The organism is Sphingobacterium faecale, assembly GCF_016746095.1.
Taxonomy (GTDB): Bacteria; Bacteroidota; Bacteroidia; order Sphingobacteriales; family Sphingobacteriaceae; genus Sphingobacterium; species Sphingobacterium faecale.
In genome coordinates, this window is sequence record NZ_JAERTY010000002.1 from 151,579 (window position 1) to 170,748 (window position 19,170).

Genomic DNA, 19,170 nt, shown 5'->3' on the forward strand with positions numbered 1-19,170 from the left:
TTTGGTTGAGTGTGTTTGTGCTATAGTGATAATCTAGTGCTATAGGAACTAGGTTGATGCCTAATGGTTAATAGTTTTTGAGCTATCAGCTATTGCGTTTACAAATATAGAAATAAAATGTTTTATGTTTTATTAATAATTCAATAAAAAAATGATTTAATTGCTTTTATTGTAATTAGTTCTGTTTTTTAGATTGTTTTTTGTATTATTTTCTTGTTTTGTTGTAGAATTGGAAATTTAGTTCCGTAAGCTGGTTGTGTATATATAATCTGTTTAGAACAGTAGCTGGTTGTGGTTGTTTTTTAACCAAGCAGTGATTATAATTTGTACCTTTGATATTGTAGCATAAAGAAGCTACATAAGCCAATTTATAACATGGTGGATAAAGGTTGGGATTTTTGGTTTGATCATGGGCAGCTTTTCTCGGAAAGACCTGTTGTGAAGACTGAGGTAGTTAGTCTAAAGCGCTATCATTTTATTATGAACTGTTTTGGTAATAACTTTGAATTTGTAAGTTCATCATTAAAATCTATTTTAGGCTACGAAACTGCTGAGTTTACGTCTGAATTTTTGATGTCTATTATTCATCCTGATGATGTTGCTTACTGTATGGAATCTGAAAGAAAGGCTATCGAACTGATGGATAAGCTATATTTTGAAGATCATTATCGTTTTTATTTTAAATATTCCTACAGAGTCTGTAAAAAAACAGGCGATTATATATTTATTAAACAATCTTATCAAGCAATCGAAATTGACGAACGGGGACATATGAAGCGTTCTTTAGTTTTCCATGACGTTGCGGAGGACGGCTTTCAAAGAAAGGAAAATGATTTTTTAATGATTGATCGCATGAAGAACAGGCCTGTCCACGTAGAAAATCATTATGATCTTTCTAAGCGGGAGGTCGAAGTGTTAGATCTGATTCTTCAGGGGAAAAGCAGTAAGGATATTGCAGCGCTTATTTTTATCAGTGAACATACCGTGAATACGCATAGGAGAAGAATCTTGACGAAAACTAATGCGGATAACTTCCTTGAGCTCAGGCAACGGTTGAATATGATTTAAATAAAATTCCTTAGCAGAGAAAATAGGAGATGTTTTCGTGCGTATACATACCTAAAAAAGGAATGTTTTATTAGCATCGAGGTGTGACATTATGTCAAAATACCTAGCCCTAGGTATTTACCAATACGGAGAAGTGGGCTTTCTTTGTAAAATATTATTGCTGATAGCTAGTTGTGTAAATTATAAATATGAAATATCCACGATTGCTGAACACAAGGATTGATGAAAGCAAATTGGATTCGAAGACAATCGGGACGAAACTATAATCCCGTTTTTTTGGCTTGTCACTTGTTTTTTAATGTAACAGGTTTTATAAAAGAAAACGTCTCAACTGATAGGTGTGAATTTTAATTGCTCATAATGTTTTAGATATGAAGAAAATAATATTTTTTTTTGGTAAGGTAGCCACATTGATTACAGTATTGACTTTTGGAGCATGTGACAAAAAGTCGGGGCAAGACGTAGAAACATTAACTTTGACCGAAAAAATGTTAATTGGAGACTGGTCTAGGATAAAAATAGAAGTTAAACTGCCGGATCAAGACTGGAAAGATGATACTGGAGGATGTTCTTTAGGTGCAACTGAAAAGTTCAATGCTAATCGGAGTTGGCATTTGGTCACTCCGGGGTGTTCAGCTGGGGGGGAGATTCAGAGAGGGAGTTGGACTTATATGCCAGAAACTGATAGGCTCTTACTTAATGTCAATGGTATAGAAGGGACGCTTGTCAGAACAATAACAGAAGTAAATAAAGAAGGCTTGGTTCTTACTCATGAAGCGGGAACTCTGGACGGTAGAATTATTAGAACCTATTATGGAAGGCAATAGCAATACTGTATGTTAATACAGAAATATCCTACATGACGGTTTATCTCATTAGTTGAGGAGTCCCGAAAAACAGTTGCATTAGATAAAATTCTGATTATGGTGTCTGTCTGATATGCTATATCCATCCTTCGCGTAAGGCTTTCGAACCTAACTCAACAAAAGATTTACAGTTGGATTTTCTGAGAATGTTTTTGCGGTGTACACTTACGGTGTGTTGGGATATGTAGAGTGAAGATGCGATTTCGGGAGTCGTTTTTCCTAAAAGAGCTAATTGGATTATTTCTTTTTCCCGAGCCGTAAATAAAGAGGGCGGATTTGTGTTACGTTTTCCCGAAGGGGTTAGTGCGCTGTAGTATGAAGGTTGATCCTCTAATCCTATAAAAGAGAGATTAATACCTTTGTCCTCCGTTTTAAGGTGAGAAATATCGGTGTGAACGCCGAGCACTCTGACGACGGCTCCATCTTCGTTGGTTTGTATGGTGCTGATTTGCTGTAATATCCATTTGTATGAGCCGTCAGCACAGCGTAAGCGATAGTCGTAACTGACTTTATATTTCAAGACCTGATCCGGTGTGAGTTTTGAAAAGAAAGCAGTAACCTCTTGTTCATACATGATGAAACGGGATTGATCTTCAGGATGTATATTGGTCACTAAGTATTCGGTAGAAAAGTTATCTATTGACCATCCCAAAATAGTGCTTAGACTCTCACTGACAAATTCCATTTCAACGTTCCCTACATTGAAGATATAGTAATAATAGGCGTCCAGATGAAATCTAGCCAATAGCTTTTTATATATTTCGAGTTGAAATGAATAAGGTAAATCAGCTTCGGGTGCATATTTTGCAATTTCCTGCCAGGTTTGTTTTGCTTGGTTATATTTCGATAGATCCATATGCTTTTCTTTTAAATCAAATCAAAAGCCATTGCGAACCGTAATAAATCAGCAAAAGAATTACACTCGATTTTACGAACGATATTTTTACGGTGTGTGGATACGGTATGCGGGGAGATAAAAAGTTGATCAGCGATTTCATTACTCGATTTACCATTTGCTAATAGCGTTATAATCTCTTTTTCTCTGGTCGTGAGTTCAGCAAAACGCCTATAGTTATTTCGGATGTATTGGTCCTGATCCAAGGTTTTGTTGACGCGTGATATGAGGTGATCCATCCCAATAACGGGCGAAGAAAGCAGTATGATTTTATACTCCAATTGATTGAACATTTTCACTTGTACTACTTTTAATACGGTATAAAACCAGGTGTAATCGGTATCGCCGTAAAGCTTGACCCGTTGAAAGAAGTTATATTGCTTGTCAAAGTCACCTAATACCAGATAATTGTTCATGCCTTCAAAAATGCCATAGGTTTCTTCTTTGACAAAGTAACGATCGTAGTATGCTTCTCCTAATTGATTGACCTCATCTACTGATGAGCCTAGATGTTCACAGCCCCAACTGTTCATATAGCTACAACCGGTAGGACGTAGACCATCCAGGTCCTGAATCATGAGCGAGGCCGGAACGATATCGCCAATGTCGGGGATGTTGAAGTCGCCGTATTTGAGTCCTTTGGATATGCCATGTAATTGTGTGGCCAAGGTATCCATAATTTCTAATCTAAAATGGTTGTAAAAATTACTATTTTTCCTGTTTACAATATTTGTTTGGTATAATTAATTGCAAATCAATGCTAATATAGAAAATAAAACTGGTTTTGCAAGTTTATGTTGAAGTAAATACCCAGATCTAGGTATTTACTTCAACATAAACTCTGTTTAATTTTGTCAAAGATTAATAGGAGTAGTTAGATGTCCTCCTCTGTTATAAATATTAATAAGTATAAATTGATGAAAATAATGAAAACGATAAGCCTTTTTATCTTGGCTTTAATTTTTGGTTTTAGTGGCTGTAAGGAAGATAGAAATCTGGTAGAGCCGGAGGCTAGCCTCTTGGGAAGCTGGGTATTTCAGTCTACTACCTTTGATGGTGTCAAAGAAGATTACGGACACTCTTGCAGTTCTAAAAAGGACTATGTTGAGTTTAAGTTAGGGGGAGAGTTGAAGAATTTCGTATACGAAGATGATTGTTCAGAAGATGTAGACAAGGGGACGTATTCGATCGACGGGGATAAGGTTACGCTCCGTAGTGTAGATATTGGTACGGAGACTTACACGTTCAAGATCAATGGAAAGATTTTAACCATGGAACAGCCAGGTGAAGTGACCATTTTGGTGAGGAAGTAAAGTGAGGCAGTGGAATTATTAGTATTTTGATGATCAGGTCGGTTGTCACACGTTGTTTGCTAGAAATGATAGTCTCGAGAGCTCCCACACTAGGTGGTCTTAAACACCACAAAGCCTATTAAAGACGAGCTAGAAGTTCCATTATGAAAATACCCAACCCTTATACAGTCTGTAATGAGGACTTTACTGGCCGTATCGAGGTGGTATGCCCGCGCTGCGAAAAGAGAGCGTTGATCATCGGAGCAAATATCTATGAATCGATGTCTGTACATGAAGAAAGGGGACGTTTTTCTTGCGTATCCTGTGGTTACGCTATTAAATACGGAAGTACGCCAAAGGTTGCTGTGTACGTCGAAAGTCGTGGAGTGCCTAAGTATACTCGAGTATTGCACCGAAATGCACCAATAGATCCTTTCTTCGGATTCGCGCTGTGGTATTGTATCGAGGCGAATGAAGGTGTACTCTGGGCTTATAATCTTGAGCATCTGTCGGTTATCGAAGCGTATGTGATAGGTTCTTTGCGAGAGCGAAAGGGGATGCCCTATCAGAATAATAGCATCGCGAGCCGACTGCCCAAGTGGGTGAGTGCAGCTAAAAATCGAGAGTACGTATTGCGACTGATCGCTAATGCGAAAAATAGGTGATACACTGTAGTTAAGAACAGAAATCTTTGAACAATTGAAGGAACTATATGATTAAGAAAGAGGTTAACGAAGATTTGATTATAGGTGTTATTTCTGCATTTATTTTTATTTCAGGTGTGTTTATTTGGTTTTTGGGATAATAAAGCTACGCTGCCGAAAGTATGGCCTTTAGGGGGATTTGCAGCAGCGTAGTTTTAATGACAGTAAAAGTAAACGTCACCCCCACGTTGTGGAAAGGTCTACAAACTGTATAGGGTTAATATATAGCTTCTAGATCCCTCCACTACGGTCGGGAGGACGGCATGTTTACAAATCTGTCATTGGTAGGAAGTACGACGACCGCCGAGGGCATAGGCGTAGCAAACCAATCTGTTTTTAAGTAAGTTAGATTGCCACACCATTCCCGATTCTCGGGACAGGCTATTCCTCAGGTTCGCAATGATGATGATTTGTTGCTATTAGACAGTCTCATCGGTGTTTAAATATAAATGAGATAATTACTTCTTTACCAATTCGACACGTCTGTTTTTAGCTTTATTGCCCTCACTGTCGTTGGCTACAAGTGGGCGATCGGCTCCGAATCCTTGGGCTTTTAGTCTAGACTTGTCAATACCATCAGCAGTCAATGCATTCAATACCGCGTTGGCACGTTCTCCGGAAAGTTTTTTATTATGTGCAGCATCCCCCGTATTGTCCGTATGTCCTTCGATGCTTATGGTGAGTGTACTTTCTTTTTTTAATGCAGTCGCGATTTGTTGTACGACTTCCTTCCCGTCCGTTGTCAGGTTAGATTTGTCGGTGTCAAAGTTGATGTACAGGATTGTTTTCCCTTTTTCGTTGAGGTCTTTTGCAATTTCATCGGCCGTAATCTTGGTGATCGTCTGCGTCATTGTCCCTTCTTGAAGGATGTTTAGTTTTCCAGCAGCATTGTTGGCACTGAATTGTATATAAATATTGCCTTGATCTTTGGTACGGATTACATAAAACTTGATGTTTTCGTCGGCATAGCCCATGTCACCCTCATCGCCTTTATTTGGATCCTGTTTGTTATAGCGGTCATATTCCTCACGACCTATTGTTCCGTCAAATACTTTGACAGCACCTACCGAATGTAGATAGTCTTCTATACTTTTTTCATAATAGCGTTTGGAAAACTGCTCTCCTTGTTCAGCATCAACGTTGATTTTGTAAAGCTTCCCTTCGAATGGCGTCATCACACCATTTACTGGGAAAAAGCACACACCAAAATCTTTTTGAAAAGGTCTGTTGTTGTGTTTTAGTCCTTTTGGTAACGTAAAATAAGGGAAGGTTCCTATATCATATGTTGTTACAGGGATACTCCCCATATCCAATGTCGTGTTAAGGTTCGCTGGAGCATTTTCACTCTCGGCACTTTGCGTGAATAATACGCTATCTTGCATAGTGTTGTTTTCTTGCTTAGGGGGATTATTACAAGCGATAAGTAGTGCTGCCGAAGCAAACAATAGTGTGGTCTTTATCATAGATTTCAATATAAATTGATTTCTAATTTCTGTAAAATCATGGGACAAACCAAGTTAAATTATTAATTTGATAGATCTCGATACCTCTACTAGGTCTATATATGCCGCTTGATAGGACGAATCTTCTATTTTGATAATACTCCCCATCCACTCATCATGATTGGTAATGCTTTGAAAGCCCATTCGGCACTTAAATCCGTGTATACAGGCTGAGCTGTACGGCTTTGTAATTCATCGTTTTTAACAATCCGCTGTTCAATGTTTTTGGGTTTCATGACCAGTGTAGGGGTTTTATCATCAATGAAATAGATGTCTATGCGCAGAATGCCGTTTTCTTCTTCTAGATAAAATGGATGTGTAAAATTAATGGTTTTATTAAATAGAGGAGAAGTGTAGACCAATAGTTTCCGCATGTTCATAGGGGCGTCTGGGTCTATGGCTTTTGGTGTGAGTTGAGATACGTTGCACAGATAGCCATTTACAACCTCGGTTTTATTAAGCTCGGTTCTGTTGAAGTTCTCGAGCTCAATATTGCTGTTTGCTCCTGCACCAGGATTTTTACTGGGTATGTAGTGTGCATATATTTTTCGATCACTTTCAGCAATTTCACTTGTTTTTGTCAGTGTTTCGAGATAAAGACTGCCTTTATCCAGAAGCTCATCGTGGTAGTTGTCCATTTCCCAACCAAATCCTTTCACTTTGCCGAGCACTTTGTTGTCCTTGACGTAGTAGGTACAAGAAGTTGTGTTCATGGATAAAGCGAGCCCAGCGAGTGGATTTTTGGATGCAATCTCTTCCACTGTTTTAACAATAGCCTGTACGTCTTTGTCTTTTTGTAATAGATTTTGATATTGCGACTTGGGATCAGCTTGAGAGAAATCGACCTTACCGACGAGCTTGCTCAACTCTACTTCTTGAGAGAAGATGCCCATTTCTATTGTTCCTTGGTTAAAAGTCTCTGTTTTGATGTTTTGATCGACGATATCTTCATTCTTGTCTTTGCTACAGTGCGCAAATAAGGCGAGAGCGGCAACTGTTATGCCGCTTTTTATTATATTTCTGAATCTCATTTTTCTTATTTAACCGTGTAGTTGACCAAACCGTAGCTCTCGCTGTCTAAATCGTTATAGGTTGTTTTTTCGAAAATGATACCGATACCTTTGGCTAGCCAAGTTTCATAGGTGATTTTTTCGGTGTAACCGGTTATGCTGTTGTAAATAGTTTTTTTGAGTTCTGATTTTAAAACATCTTTATATGTTTTTCCATTGATGGTGGTATTAGCGGCTTTTTCTAATATTCGACCTTCATTATGGTGTGTGATTGTGCCAGAAGCTTGCCCCGAGATTTGTAAGGTTACTTCTTCTTTCCATATTTCACCTACTTTCAGGTTGGTATTGATATAGGTTGCGGTACCTGCTGAGGTGTTTATCCCCATTTGCGAAGTCGCACCATGGAGGGAGATAAATACGCCGTTTTCTTCACGAAAGCCGTCATTTAATTCTACGTCGGCATCGATTCCAAGAGGTTTGAACTGGAAGTATGTTTTGCCTTCATGCGTTAATGATTTGTGGATTAGATATTGATACGTGTCTTCAGTATCTTCCGTGTTTACAAGGTTCCATTGGTTGCCTATGGCAAAGGGCCAATATGTACCGCTGACATAGCCGCCTTCTCCGGGAGTGGGCTCGGCACCATCGTCGGATTTGCTACAGGAAGTGAATAGGCATACAATGGCTAAAAGCGAATAAAGAATGGTGTTTTTTATCATGATTTTTAAAATAGATATCTCTATCCATCTAGTTTTAAATAGATAGAGATATGGTTATATAAAGCGTAAAATGATTTGTTATTTAGTCGTTCTTTATGAGTTCGACTCGTCTGTTTTTGGATTTGTTTTCTTCGCTGTCGTTAGCAACTAGGGGACGATCAGCACCGAAGCCCTTTGCGGTAAGCCGTGACTTATCAATACCATCTGCAACCAGTGCTTTTACTACGGATTCGGCTCGTGCTTGGGATAGCTTTTTATTGTGTGCAGCATCACCAGTATTATCAGTATGCCCCTCAATAGTGATTTTTACCACTGCGTCTTTTTTTAAAGCGGCGACAATTTGGTCTGTTACCTCTTTTCCATCTGTAGTGAGGTCAGCTTTATCAATATCAAAATTGATATAAAGAATGGATTTCCCCTTTTCGTTTAGATCTTTGGCAATTTCATCGGCTGTGACTTTGGTGATGGTTTGCTGAAATGCTTCTTCTTGTAAAACGTTGAGCGACGCTCCAGCGTTGTTTGACAGGTATTGTATGTAAATGTTTCCTTTGTCTTTTGTACGAAGTGCCCAGAACTTTATGTTTTGCCCTGCATAGCCTATATCACCTTCACCACCCTTATCTGGGTCTTGCTTGTTGTATCTGTCGTATTCTTCTTTGGTGATCTCGCCATCAAATATCTTTACCGCCCCTATGGATTGCAGGTATTCTGCCATGCTCTTTTCGAAGAAGTGTTGCGAAAAATCTTCACCGCGTATAGGGGATACAAAAGTTTTATATAGTCTGCCCTCAAAGGGAGTCATGATGCCATCTATAGGGAAAAAACATACATCAAATTTACGCAGCATGGGTTTGTTCATTTCTTCTAATCCCTTGGGAAGGTTAATAAAAGGAAAGTCGCCGATAGCTGTTGTGGTGACTGGGATATTTGAAATATCGAAAGCCGTGGCCGCTTCTTCGTTGTTAGGGGGGGCGCTACTTGTTGCTGTATTGTTCAGACTGTCTTGGTTATTGTCTTGTTCCCCTTGTTTGGGCGAATTGTTACACGCAATCATCAATGCAGCTGAAGCGAATAATAATGTCGTCTTTTTCATTGATCTTTGTTTTTAAATACCGACTGATCTCTATGGATTAATCCTGTTAAAATACATAGAATTATCTTCTTTTACAAAAGTAGTTGACTATGCAATAATTTGGAATACCCGTTATTAGGGGTTTTTACCCTCCTAATAATAGGGGGTGATTACAATAGGTTTTCTTGCATAACAAGCATGAGTAGCTCTGACGTATTTTTTACTTTAAACTTTTGGAGGAGATTTTTACGATAGGTATCTATGGTAAATTTGCTGAGGAAAAGTTCTTCAGCTATGGTTGAAGTTGTTTTTCCCTGTGCTAGGAGCGCTATCAGTTGCTTTTCTCTCTTGGTGAGAGCTGGGAATGTCTTTGTCTGTATGGGGGTGGTAAGTATACGCATGACCTCGGGATCCATAACGATTTGCCCTTGTAGGGCATCCAGTATGCTGGATATTATTTTTTCAGAGGGGGTGCTTTTGAGTAAGAAGCCACAAGCCCCGTTGTCGAACATCTGGCGGATAATACTCTGCTCGATTTGATTGCTAAGAGCTATGACCTTGATCGATGGGTGTTGGACTTGGAGGTGTTTACAGATATCAAGACCGTTTCCATCAGGCAGGTTGATGTCCAGTAGGAGGATGTCAACGGAAGGTCGTTCTTCCATGAACTTGTTAAAGTTTAATGCACTGCTGAAAGTCTGTACAGCAATAGTTGCACTGTGATTCAGGAGCAAAGATTTCAAACCTTCTAATACAATAGGGTGATCGTCCAGTATGACGATGTTTATTTTTCTAGCTGACATGTATTTCGATATTAATGGTTGTGCCTTGATCTGGTGCACTTTCTATGGCATATTGCCCCAGCATATAGTTGACGCGACTTTGTATATTTTTAAGTCCTATACCTTGGAGATTCTGTTTATTCTGCGTGTCAAATCCCAGACCATCATCCTCCACAGTGAGTAGTAAGGTATCTTCGTTTTGTATACACTGTACAATAATGTTTTTTGCTTTGCCGTGGCGGAGTGCATTGTTCAACAGTTCTTGGACAATCCGGTACAGGTTAGTTTGTATACTATTGGAGAGATTGTCAGAGAGTTCGGAAGACTGGTATTCAATCTGAGTTTCTGTAGTTGAAAAGCTTATGCAAAGATCACGCAAGGCGGTGTCAAGTCCTTGGTGGAAGAGGTTTTCAGGTACCATGTTACGGGCGATACGACGTATCTCGGCTATAGAGCCTTCGAGTTGTGTGATAGCACGGTCGAGGGGTGGCCCTTGTCGCTGTTGTTGCGATTCCGAAAGTTGGATATGGATACCGGCCAGTGTTCCACCAAGCCCATCATGAAGGTCCCGGCCTATACGCTGGCGTTCTCTTTCTTCGCCTTCTAGCAGCGCTCTGGTAACCTTTAATTGGTTATCGGTTTCCAACTGTTGTATACGATTTGCATTGATTTTTTGTTTGCTCTTGTAAATATATAGGATGAATCCCAATAGTGTCAACAGCAGAATGGCGGCTGCGGTAAAGAGCCCCGTGAAGATACGTTGGTTTTTCAGGTGTAATGTGATTTCGTTTTGCTCCGCCCTCAAATGTTGGATAGCGGCGTCTTTCTCTTGTGTGCGGAGTTGAACTTCGAGGTTAGCGATCTGTGTAACGATCTGGTCTTTACTGACGGAGTCCCGATGTTTGATATAGCGCTTCCAATAAAATGTGGCTTGTTTATGGTCGCCTATTTGTTCATAGGCCAATGCATAGGTCGGTAGTAGTTCGCTCAGGTCTACCGCTCCGAATTTTTCGGGATTGAGGTGTATGCTGTCGATAGGGTGGCTCTTTTTTAGAAGACTTAAAGCGCCTTGTTTGTCGCCTAAGCCTGCACGGGCCTTGTATCCTTGAAAGTGAAGGTTGAGGAGATAACGTGGTGGCACCCCCTTAGCGTTAGCTAAGGTGTGATTGATCAATTTTTCGGCCTTTTGATAGTTCCCATTTTGTAGGAGATGCATGGCCTCGAATGAGGTAATACGTAGTTTCTGGGCTAGATTGGGCTGTATAAGTAGTAGCTCGTTTGCTCTACGGATGATCGAATCTGCCTTGGGACTTCTCTCTAATAGATTATAGACATTGGCCAAGGAACCTAAGGTATGAATGTGATTGTACAACAGGTTTTCCTCCTTGGGTTGGATAGATTCGTAGCGTGCTACGGCCTTTTCCAGGTAAGGGACCGCTTCGTTGTACATGCTTTGATTGACAAAAGAACGCCCCATCTCTAGTGCAGTCTCTGCGTCGTATGCGGGATTCTTGAGTTTCTGGGCGAGTGGCATGATGTCTCTTTGCAGGATAGCTAATGCTTTGTCCGCTAGGGCTTGATTGATAAGCCACCTAACCCGATTTATAGCTACCCGATAGGTGTAATCCCACGCGTCGGGATGATCGTACTTGCGAAATATGGCAAGAATGGCATTTACTTCGTTTTCGTCCCTGTAAGATGGTATAGCCTGATAACGATATATGGCATTTAGATATTCGTTGCCTTTGGAGAGGGTATTGCCCTGTTGAAGGTACTTTAAACCGCGTGCTGAATCTATATTTATCCATATTTTGGAGAGGTGAAAAGCTGCACGGGCACGTATGCTGTCCGTTTTCCCCTCCTTTAGAATAATTAATAAGCTGTCATTCTTCGATTGGTCACGAGGTTGAATCTGCGAGGAAAGCTTGCTGCTGAGTAGAGTGAAAAATAGAAAATAAAGTAATCTTTTCATGTTTTACGCCAAGTGCTTGGACAAGATATCAAAGATGCATAATAAATAGGTAAATCGGAATATCCTAAATATAGGAGGTGGCTTTTAAATGTTGATATTCAGGATTAGTAGTAAATAAGTTGTATCTTGGGTAGATAACCGTCGTTATGCCTAAAATGTGTAGATATGAACAGAATACGTTTTCAATTTGTTGTGGCGCTTATTGCTGTGGCAAGCTTACTGTCCGCCTGTAAGTATGGGCGCTTTGTCTGGTATAATTTTGCAGACCTCAATGATTACAAAATTTTCCCGAAGCGTGAATTAAAGGCTTCAGACGATCCGTTTGTTTTCCATCGTCTCGATGTGGAGACAAAGCCGACTGGTACTACGTACAAGGATAAAGAGCTGTCTTTTGAGGATTTCCTGAAAGAGACAAAATCAGTAGCCTTCTTGATCATCCGTAATGATAGTATCCTATATGAACGGTATCTGGATAAATATGAGAAGGCCTCTATTGTGCCTTCATTCTCTATGGCCAAATCGGTCACTTCTATGCTTATCGGATGCGCTATCGCCGATGGGTTGATTGGTTCGGTACAGGATCCTGTGAGTAAATATTTGCCCGAAATGGCCAAAAATGGTTTTGATAAAGTGAAGATAGCACATGTGCTGCAGATGACATCGGGGATTAAATTCAATGAAGGTTATTACAATCCATTTGGCGAGGTGGCTTCATTTTATTATGGGACTGATTTGCGCAAGGACACCCAAAAGTTAAAATTAGAAGCTGAACCGGGTAAGGATTTTGCCTATTCCAGTGGTAATACGCAAATATTGGGACTTATACTGGAGCGTGTTCTAAATGGTAAGAAGATCACACAATACTTGGACGAGAAAATTTGGAAACCTATAGGTATGGAGTATGATGCTTCTTGGAGCATCGATCGAAAAGACGATGGCATCGAGAAGACATTTTGTTGTCTGAATGCACGAGCACGGGATTTTGCAAAGCTGGGTCGTTTGTATCTCCATAAAGGAAATTGGGAAGGACAACAGCTGGTTCCCGCGGAGTGGGTCAAGGAATCGACTAAAGTAGACAGTACAGAAGGTAGCTATAAGCGCTACCAATATCAGTGGTGGCTACCGACGGAGAATGGTGATTTTGCTGCACAGGGTATCTTGGGGCAGTATATCTATGTCAATCCGGATAAAAACTTGGTGATGATTCGCTTGGGACATAAAGTGAATGCCAATTGGTTCCGGCAGTTTGTACGATTGGCGAAGGAGTATTAGGTTATGACGTCAGCTCACCCGTAGTGGAGAGGTCTATGAACTTTATAGGGTTAATATATAGCTTCTAGACCTCTCCACAGGGTCGAGATGACGATACAGTTTTTAACCTGTCGTTGCACCTTCCAAGATTATTTACCCGTGTAAAACAAAATCATCTCCTCCAGTGCCCGGCTACAGACCGGACAAAAGTCTTTCGGTGTATTGGCCTTCATCCGACAGTCGTGTGAAGGAATGTATAGTCCATTTCCTTTTAAGCCTTCGAATGCACCGATCCTGACCGTTCCCAACATGCTGTCAGGAGTAGGGATTGGTGTACCTTTCGTAACCATATCGGCCCATTTGCTCTGAAAGTCAACCAGTGACGTGTTGTTCTTTTCCCAAGGTTCTGTTTTATCGACTGCTTTGTTTTGAAAAACATCGACTGCATAAAAATACTCGTCAGCTAATCCGGCAAAGCTGTGTCCGAATTCATGGACAACAACGGGTTCAAACTGTTCGTTTTTTGTCGTTGTAAGTGCATAGGAATTCAATATACCGCCACCACCATATACATCGGTGTTGGCGAGGATGATAATATGTTGATAAGGTATGTTTTCTAGGAGTGTATGTAATAATTTGGTGTGCGATGTGGTTAAGTACCGCTCGGCATAGAAGGTGTCAAAATTGGACTGAACGGCTGTAGATCGCCATATGTTCTTGGATGGAACACTGACGTTGGAATCTTTGGAAGGCGATTTTACGGCAACAATTTCAAATGCATTTTCATGTTTCTTAAAGACCTTGTGTTGGAATAAGCTATGGACAGTTTTCTTGGCATACTCCATAAATTCATTCATTTCGGTATCCTTGTATCCCTCTGCTACTATGGCTATTTTTATGGGGTTGGCTATCGTAGCTTTATGGATTGTTTCGTAAGGAATATCATTTGTTGTCACTTTTCGGATTAAGATATCTTGGGGATCGACAATATGTGTCAATAGGATTGTTTCTTTGCGCTGGGGATCGAAGAAAGAAACCTGAACCTTGGCTTTTGCTTTTGGGTATGGTATTAAATAAGAGTTTTCAAAACTTTTAGTCGTTTGGTTGGATTCCTCTTGGGTCAGCCATTCCTGAAACAGGCTGCTGAAAGGTAAGACGTAAATCAGTTTGTCCGTTGCTGCATCGTATACTTTTATCTGACCATTGCCCTGAATAGGCGTTGTATTGAGGTTGCCCCTTCTGCCGTCCCATCGATTTAATTGTACCAAATCAGCTAAATAAGCATGCTGCTGAGCCTTGTTCCCTCCGAAGATATAGTCTAATCGCAGTGTTTGCTCCGTAAAATAATCATTAAACTGTTGTGCCTGTACCGAAAGGTAGGATAGAAAAATAGTCAGTGCAAATATGATTTTAATACCTGTTTTACGTATGGTCATTTTTTTGTGTGTGTGTTATTGATTATTCTTTATTGTGTTTTGACAAAAATACAGGTTTGCTTTTGTTTCTTGCTTATTGTTTCAAAAGTCTTTAACTTTCGTCATTAAAATAGAGACATCATTTAGTAACCTAAAACAGCATATCAATGATTATTACGCACATTGAAATATATCGTTTGAGCATTCCTATGGAGCCTTTTGTTATTGCAACAGGTACGATGGATTATGCCCAAAATACTTTTGTACGGGTGTATACCGATGCCGGAATCTACGGAGTCGGCGAATGTTCGGCATTTCCGATGATTGTTGGAGAAACACAGAATACCTGTATTGCGGTAGCGCAGGATTTTGCTAAGATTTGGAAAGGAAAAGATGCGTTGGCTTTGGAGGACCGTCTGGCGGAGCTGCATCTGTATATCGCAGGTAATGCTACGATAAAATCTGCTTTTGATATGGCGCTGTATGATATCGCTGCTAAGCATGCTGGACTACCTCTATATCGTTTTTTGGGAGGGGAGAAACGTGAAATCACTACGGATATCACGCTGGGGATAGCGTCGGCAGAGGAGATGGGAGAGAAAGCATTAAAACTAAAAGAAGGCGGGGCTTTTGCGCTGAAGATAAAGCTGGGCAAGAAGCCAGCTGATGATATCGCTCGGATTAAGGCTATCCGCAAGGCGGTGGGTTTTGATTTGCCGATCCGTATTGATGCCAATCAAGGTTGGTCTTATGAGGGAGCTGTGGAGGCATTGCAGGGATTGGAAGCCTATAAGATACAGTTTTGTGAGCAACCGATGCGCACGTATAATGATCACTTGTTGCCTGAATTGCGTACCCAAACTATTGTCCCTGTTATGGCTGATGAGTCGGTGTACACGCATCGTGATGCCGAACGCTTATGTAAAGCGGATGCCTGTGATTATATTAATATCAAATTTTCAAAATCTTCGGGTATACACGAAGCGCTTAAAATACAGGCGGTGGCCGCAGAATACGAAGTGCCTTGCATGATCGGTGGTATGTTGGAGTCGAGGCTCGCCTTGGCTGCTAAGGTTCATTTTGCTTATGCAGCACCGAATGTGAAGTTTTATGATCTGGACACCTGTATGGTTGGACATCTCGAAGATCCTGTGGAAGGTGGAATTCAGTACCAGGGCTATGGCATCTCTATTTCAGAGGAAGTTGGTATCGGCGCTGATATCAAACAGGAGTTTTTGGATAGGTGTGAGAAGTGGGTTATTTAAGGAGTTATCGAGTGAACTTGTTATCTTGTTAACTAGTTCACTCGATAACTTGATCACAAAATAAAGAATATGAATAACACGACTTGGAATATAGGAATGTCGGAGGTGGTTGTCCTCCTAGTGATGGTGCTGATTCTGATAGGCGCATTTTTCTTTGTGATGAAACTTATCCGAAGAAAATAGCTTTTTTATCATTTGTTAAAAAACACTTTCCCTCCACGGCTTTGCAGGTACTGGAGGGGCTAAAATAAATTATATTCAGTACCTTTGCTAGACTTGTTAAAACACAATAAAAGATGAGTACACAAAAAGGGCCTATCAGCCAATTTATTGAGCACAATTACCGTCATTTCAATGCAGCAGCTTTAGTAGATGCAGCAAAAGGTTATGAAACACACCTATTAGAAGGAGGAAAGATGTTGGTCTCCTTGGGAGGTGCAATGTCAACTGCAGAGTTAGGTGTATCCCTAGCCGAGATGATTCGTCAAGATAAAGTACATATTATCTCTTGTACGGGTGCCAACCTGGAAGAGGATGTCATGAACTTGGTGGCACACTCGCACTATAAGCGTATTCCCAATTGGAGAGATTTGACTCCAGAGCAAGAGCGCGAATTGTTGGATACACACTTCAACCGTGTTACGGATACTTGTATCCCTGAAGAAGAGGCTTTCCGTCGTCTTCAAAAGCACTTGGAAGATGTATGGCATGCTGCTGAAGAGAAAGGCGAGCGTTATTTGCCACATGAATTCTTGTACCAAGTGGTGAATTCAGGCGTATTAGAACAATATTACGAGATTGATCCTAAGAATTCTTGGATCGTTGAAGCAGCGAAGAAGAACTTGCCAATTATCTGCCCAGGATGGGAAGATTCAACTACTGGTAATATCTTTGCTTCCAATGTCATCAAAGGTAACCTGAAAGCTTCTACAGTAAAGTCTGGTATTGAGTACATGATTTACTTGACAGAGTGGTACCGTGCTAACTCTGATGGTAAAGGTGTAGGTTTCTTCCAGGTTGCTGGTGGTATCTCTGGGGACTTCCCGATCTGTGTTGTACCGATGATGTACCAAGATTTAGAATGGACTGACGTTCCTTTCTGGTCGTACTTCTGCCAAATTTCAGATTCTACAACTTCATATGGCTCGTATTCTGGTGCCGTTCCAAATGAAAAAATCACTTGGGGTAAGTTAGATGTCGATACGCCTAAGTTTATGATCGAGTCGGATGCAACAATTGTCGCTCCGTTGATCTTTGCTTATGTTTTAGGACAATAGTATTTTAGATGTGAGATACTGGATGTGAGATTTGAGATGGCCTCATTTCTCATATCTACTATCTTAAGTCTCTCACCTCTCAAGTCTCATATCTATAACCATGAACAATCTCCTTACTGATAATCCCGCGGCACTACAGGCTCTAATGTCGGAAACGATTTTCTCGACTGGATTTTCTACGGGTCAGGGTGGAGGAAGCCAACAAGGCAATACGGAAGAGGTTGCTTTTGATAGCTCATCGGAAGAGTTTGTTTTTCAGGGCGATAAAAGTACAGGTGTCCTTTTTATTCTTCGCTATCCGGAATTTCCTTATTTCTCACCACAGGCAGAGGAGGCTTTTGTGAAGACAATAGGTGCCCTGCAACTGACACCACATAATGTGGCAGTGGTCAACTTGGCCAATCCTCAAAACCCGAACGAATTTAAACGGATCATGGAATTCTTTAAACCGACGAAAATCACTTTGTTGGGGGTTGAGCCGGCCTCATTAAAGTTGCCTGAAATTGCTCATAACTCGTATATGCGCGGTAGGGTAGCGACGGTGTTCAATACGTTCTCCTTTGAAGAGATGTTTGTCGATGTCGAGAAGAAAAAGCTCTTTTGGGGAGAGTTTAAGAACTTTATCGGAAGTTAGTAGTTATCAGCTGAACGAGTTAACAAGTTATTCCCGATGATGTCGGGACTTCGTTTCACTAGGCAATTGGACTAGATAACAACATCACTCGATACAGGATAACAAAAATATAATATATATGCTACAACTCGTATTTGCTACAAATAATGCACACAAGCTTGAAGAAGTACAAGCTATTATCGGAAATAAATTCAATTTGAAATCATTGACGGATATCGGTTGCCACGATGATATTCCTGAAACAGGAGTGACATTTCAAGAGAATGCGCAACAAAAGACGGACTACTTGGTGAAACGTTTTGATGTGAATTGTTTTGGTGATGATTCGGGTTTGGAAATAGATGCACTAGGTGGCGAACCAGGTGTTTATTCGGCGCGTTATTCTGGTAGTCGTGATATGGAACAGAATATAGATTTGGTATTGGAGCGATTGAATGGACAAGCGTCTAGGAAAGCGCGTTTCAAAACGGTTATCTCACTTTTCTTAGAAGGTAGACAATACTTTTTTGAAGGGGCTATAGAAGGACGGATCATCGAAGAGCGTCGCGGAGATGGCGGGTTTGGTTATGATCCTATATTTATTCCAGACGGATATTCCCGTACGTTTGCTGAAATGTCAGCAGCGGAAAAAAACCGGATTAGCCACCGCTCTATTGCAGTGACTAAGATGGCAGATTTTTTGAAGAAGTATTAGTTTTTTAATTTTTCAAATAATTCGACGACGGTGTTCTTTTTGGATTGACTAATCGGAATCCGGCTGTCATCGCTCATAATTAAAAAGCCACCATCATTTCGGATGTATTTTTTAATGTGATTTGGATTTATCAGATAAGATTGATGAACTCTTAAAAAAGAGAACTTTTCTAAAGATTTTTCAATTTCCTTGAGTGTTTTACTAATAGTGATGGGTCTTTTTGAACGTGTAAATATCATGGTATAGTTACTCTGACTATTGCAATAGATAATGTCTGATACGTCAATAAATTCCAGACCATCTGTGGTGGGAATAGCGATCTTGTCCTTCAATATGTGCTCTTGTTTCAGCTGACCTAAAAGCTGGTCTATATCTAAAGAAGGTTCGATAGTCTGACGTTTTTTCTCCATACACAGCAATATAGCTTCATTGAGCTCGTCTTCATCTATTGGTTTTAATAGGTAATTGATAGCCTGAGCTCTGAATGCTTTTATCGCATATTGGCTGTAGGCGGTTGTAAATATCACTTCAAAGTCAAGTTTGTCAAACTGTTCTAAAAATTCGAAACCATCCATGAGTGGCATTTCCACATCAAGGAGGAGCAGATTTACATCAATTCGTTTAAGGACTTCTACTGCTTCTAGGGGCTTCGTACTTTTATAAATAATAACCGCTTCGGGAAATAAGTTGTTGATATGGATTACTAAGCTTTCAACGCAATGTGTCTCATCATCAAGAATTGCTATATTCAT

Annotated in this window: 19 protein-coding genes; 9 read left to right on the plus strand and 10 right to left on the minus strand. The window is 40.4% G+C overall.

Annotated features, from left to right (window positions below):
- Positions 1–375: 375 nt before the first annotated feature.
- Together JKG61_RS03580 and JKG61_RS03585 are read left to right on the plus strand one after the other, a co-directional pair.
- Complete coding sequence (locus JKG61_RS03580; RefSeq protein WP_202101631.1) at positions 376–1,068, plus strand: LuxR C-terminal-related transcriptional regulator; 693 nt, start codon at positions 376–378, stop codon at positions 1,066–1,068.
- Positions 1,069–1,439: 371 nt separating this feature from the next.
- A complete protein-coding gene (locus JKG61_RS03585; RefSeq protein WP_202101632.1) occupies positions 1,440–1,895 on the plus strand; it encodes a hypothetical protein in 456 nt (151 codons plus the stop codon).
- A 115-nt stretch (positions 1,896–2,010) separates the two neighbouring features.
- Here the strand turns inward: JKG61_RS03585 and JKG61_RS03590 are convergent, their stop codons facing one another.
- Together JKG61_RS03590 and JKG61_RS03595 are read right to left on the minus strand one after the other, a co-directional pair.
- Positions 2,011–2,790 (minus strand): LuxR C-terminal-related transcriptional regulator, encoded by a 780-nt coding sequence (locus tag JKG61_RS03590; protein WP_202101633.1) that lies wholly within the window; start codon positions 2,788–2,790, stop codon positions 2,011–2,013.
- Between the two features lie 11 nt (positions 2,791–2,801).
- Entirely contained in the window at positions 2,802–3,506 is a 705-nt protein-coding gene (locus JKG61_RS03595; RefSeq protein ID WP_202101634.1) for a response regulator transcription factor, read from the minus strand.
- 249 nt (positions 3,507–3,755) lie between these two features.
- On the opposite strand from JKG61_RS03595, the gene JKG61_RS03600 reads away from it, so the two are divergent.
- Together JKG61_RS03600 and JKG61_RS03605 are read left to right on the plus strand one after the other, a co-directional pair.
- Positions 3,756–4,142 carry a lipocalin-like domain-containing protein gene (locus tag JKG61_RS03600; protein WP_202101635.1) on the plus strand — a complete coding sequence of 129 codons (387 nt, stop codon included), beginning with the start codon at positions 3,756–3,758 and terminating at the stop codon, positions 4,140–4,142.
- 143 nt (positions 4,143–4,285) lie between these two features.
- Positions 4,286–4,786: a hypothetical protein gene (locus JKG61_RS03605; protein ID WP_202101636.1), complete on the plus strand. Its 501-nt coding sequence runs from the start codon at positions 4,286–4,288 to the stop codon at positions 4,784–4,786.
- A gap of 497 nt (positions 4,787–5,283) precedes the next feature.
- On the opposite strand, the gene JKG61_RS03610 is transcribed toward JKG61_RS03605, so the two are convergent.
- The 6 genes from JKG61_RS03610 to JKG61_RS03635 all read right to left on the minus strand — a co-directional run bounded on the left by JKG61_RS03610 (position 5,284) and on the right by JKG61_RS03635 (position 11,882).
- The gene (locus JKG61_RS03610; protein WP_202101637.1) at positions 5,284–6,288 is read right to left on the minus strand and encodes an OmpA family protein; all 1,005 of its coding nucleotides are present in this window, start codon (positions 6,286–6,288) and stop codon (positions 5,284–5,286) included.
- Positions 6,289–6,413: 125 nt separating this feature from the next.
- Positions 6,414–7,358: a hypothetical protein gene (locus JKG61_RS03615; RefSeq protein WP_202101638.1), complete on the minus strand. Its 945-nt coding sequence runs from the start codon at positions 7,356–7,358 to the stop codon at positions 6,414–6,416.
- 5 nt (positions 7,359–7,363) lie between these two features.
- Positions 7,364–8,056 (minus strand): hypothetical protein, encoded by a 693-nt coding sequence (locus JKG61_RS03620; RefSeq protein ID WP_202101639.1) that lies wholly within the window; start codon positions 8,054–8,056, stop codon positions 7,364–7,366.
- 82 nt (positions 8,057–8,138) lie between these two features.
- On the minus strand, positions 8,139–9,149 hold the full coding sequence (locus JKG61_RS03625; protein ID WP_202101640.1) for an OmpA family protein: 1,011 nt from the start codon (positions 9,147–9,149) through the stop codon (positions 8,139–8,141).
- 149 nt (positions 9,150–9,298) lie between these two features.
- Positions 9,299–9,931 carry a response regulator gene (locus JKG61_RS03630; protein ID WP_202101641.1) on the minus strand — a complete coding sequence of 211 codons (633 nt, stop codon included), beginning with the start codon at positions 9,929–9,931 and terminating at the stop codon, positions 9,299–9,301.
- Positions 9,921–11,882, minus strand: coding sequence for a sensor histidine kinase (locus JKG61_RS03635; protein ID WP_202101642.1), 1,962 nt, complete (start codon positions 11,880–11,882; stop codon positions 9,921–9,923). Before JKG61_RS03635 ends, JKG61_RS03630 begins: the two co-directional genes overlap by 11 nt.
- A gap of 165 nt (positions 11,883–12,047) precedes the next feature.
- Between JKG61_RS03635 and JKG61_RS03640 the strand changes: the two genes are divergently transcribed.
- Positions 12,048–13,154 carry a serine hydrolase domain-containing protein gene (locus JKG61_RS03640; protein WP_202101643.1) on the plus strand — a complete coding sequence of 369 codons (1,107 nt, stop codon included), beginning with the start codon at positions 12,048–12,050 and terminating at the stop codon, positions 13,152–13,154.
- A gap of 128 nt (positions 13,155–13,282) precedes the next feature.
- Here JKG61_RS03640 and JKG61_RS03645 read toward each other — a convergent pair whose 3' ends face one another.
- Entirely contained in the window at positions 13,283–14,569 is a 1,287-nt protein-coding gene (locus JKG61_RS03645; RefSeq protein WP_202101644.1) for a M64 family metallopeptidase, read from the minus strand.
- Between the two features lie 146 nt (positions 14,570–14,715).
- On the opposite strand from JKG61_RS03645, the gene JKG61_RS03650 reads away from it, so the two are divergent.
- The 4 genes from JKG61_RS03650 (at position 14,716) to JKG61_RS03665 (ending at position 18,418) form a co-directional block, all read left to right on the plus strand.
- Positions 14,716–15,813, plus strand: coding sequence for a mandelate racemase/muconate lactonizing enzyme family protein (locus JKG61_RS03650; protein ID WP_202101645.1), 1,098 nt, complete (start codon positions 14,716–14,718; stop codon positions 15,811–15,813).
- A gap of 296 nt (positions 15,814–16,109) precedes the next feature.
- On the plus strand, positions 16,110–17,090 hold the full coding sequence (locus tag JKG61_RS03655; RefSeq protein ID WP_021068774.1) for a deoxyhypusine synthase family protein: 981 nt from the start codon (positions 16,110–16,112) through the stop codon (positions 17,088–17,090).
- Between the two features lie 100 nt (positions 17,091–17,190).
- Entirely contained in the window at positions 17,191–17,724 is a 534-nt protein-coding gene (locus tag JKG61_RS03660; protein ID WP_202101646.1) for a hypothetical protein, read from the plus strand.
- A 118-nt stretch (positions 17,725–17,842) separates the two neighbouring features.
- Positions 17,843–18,418, plus strand: a complete 576-nt coding sequence (locus JKG61_RS03665) for a non-canonical purine NTP diphosphatase (RefSeq protein ID WP_202101647.1) — start codon at positions 17,843–17,845, stop codon at positions 18,416–18,418.
- On the opposite strand, the gene JKG61_RS03670 is transcribed toward JKG61_RS03665, so the two are convergent.
- Positions 18,415–19,170, minus strand: a complete 756-nt coding sequence (locus JKG61_RS03670) for a LytR/AlgR family response regulator transcription factor (RefSeq protein WP_202101648.1) — start codon at positions 19,168–19,170, stop codon at positions 18,415–18,417. The genes JKG61_RS03665 and JKG61_RS03670 overlap by 4 nt on opposite strands.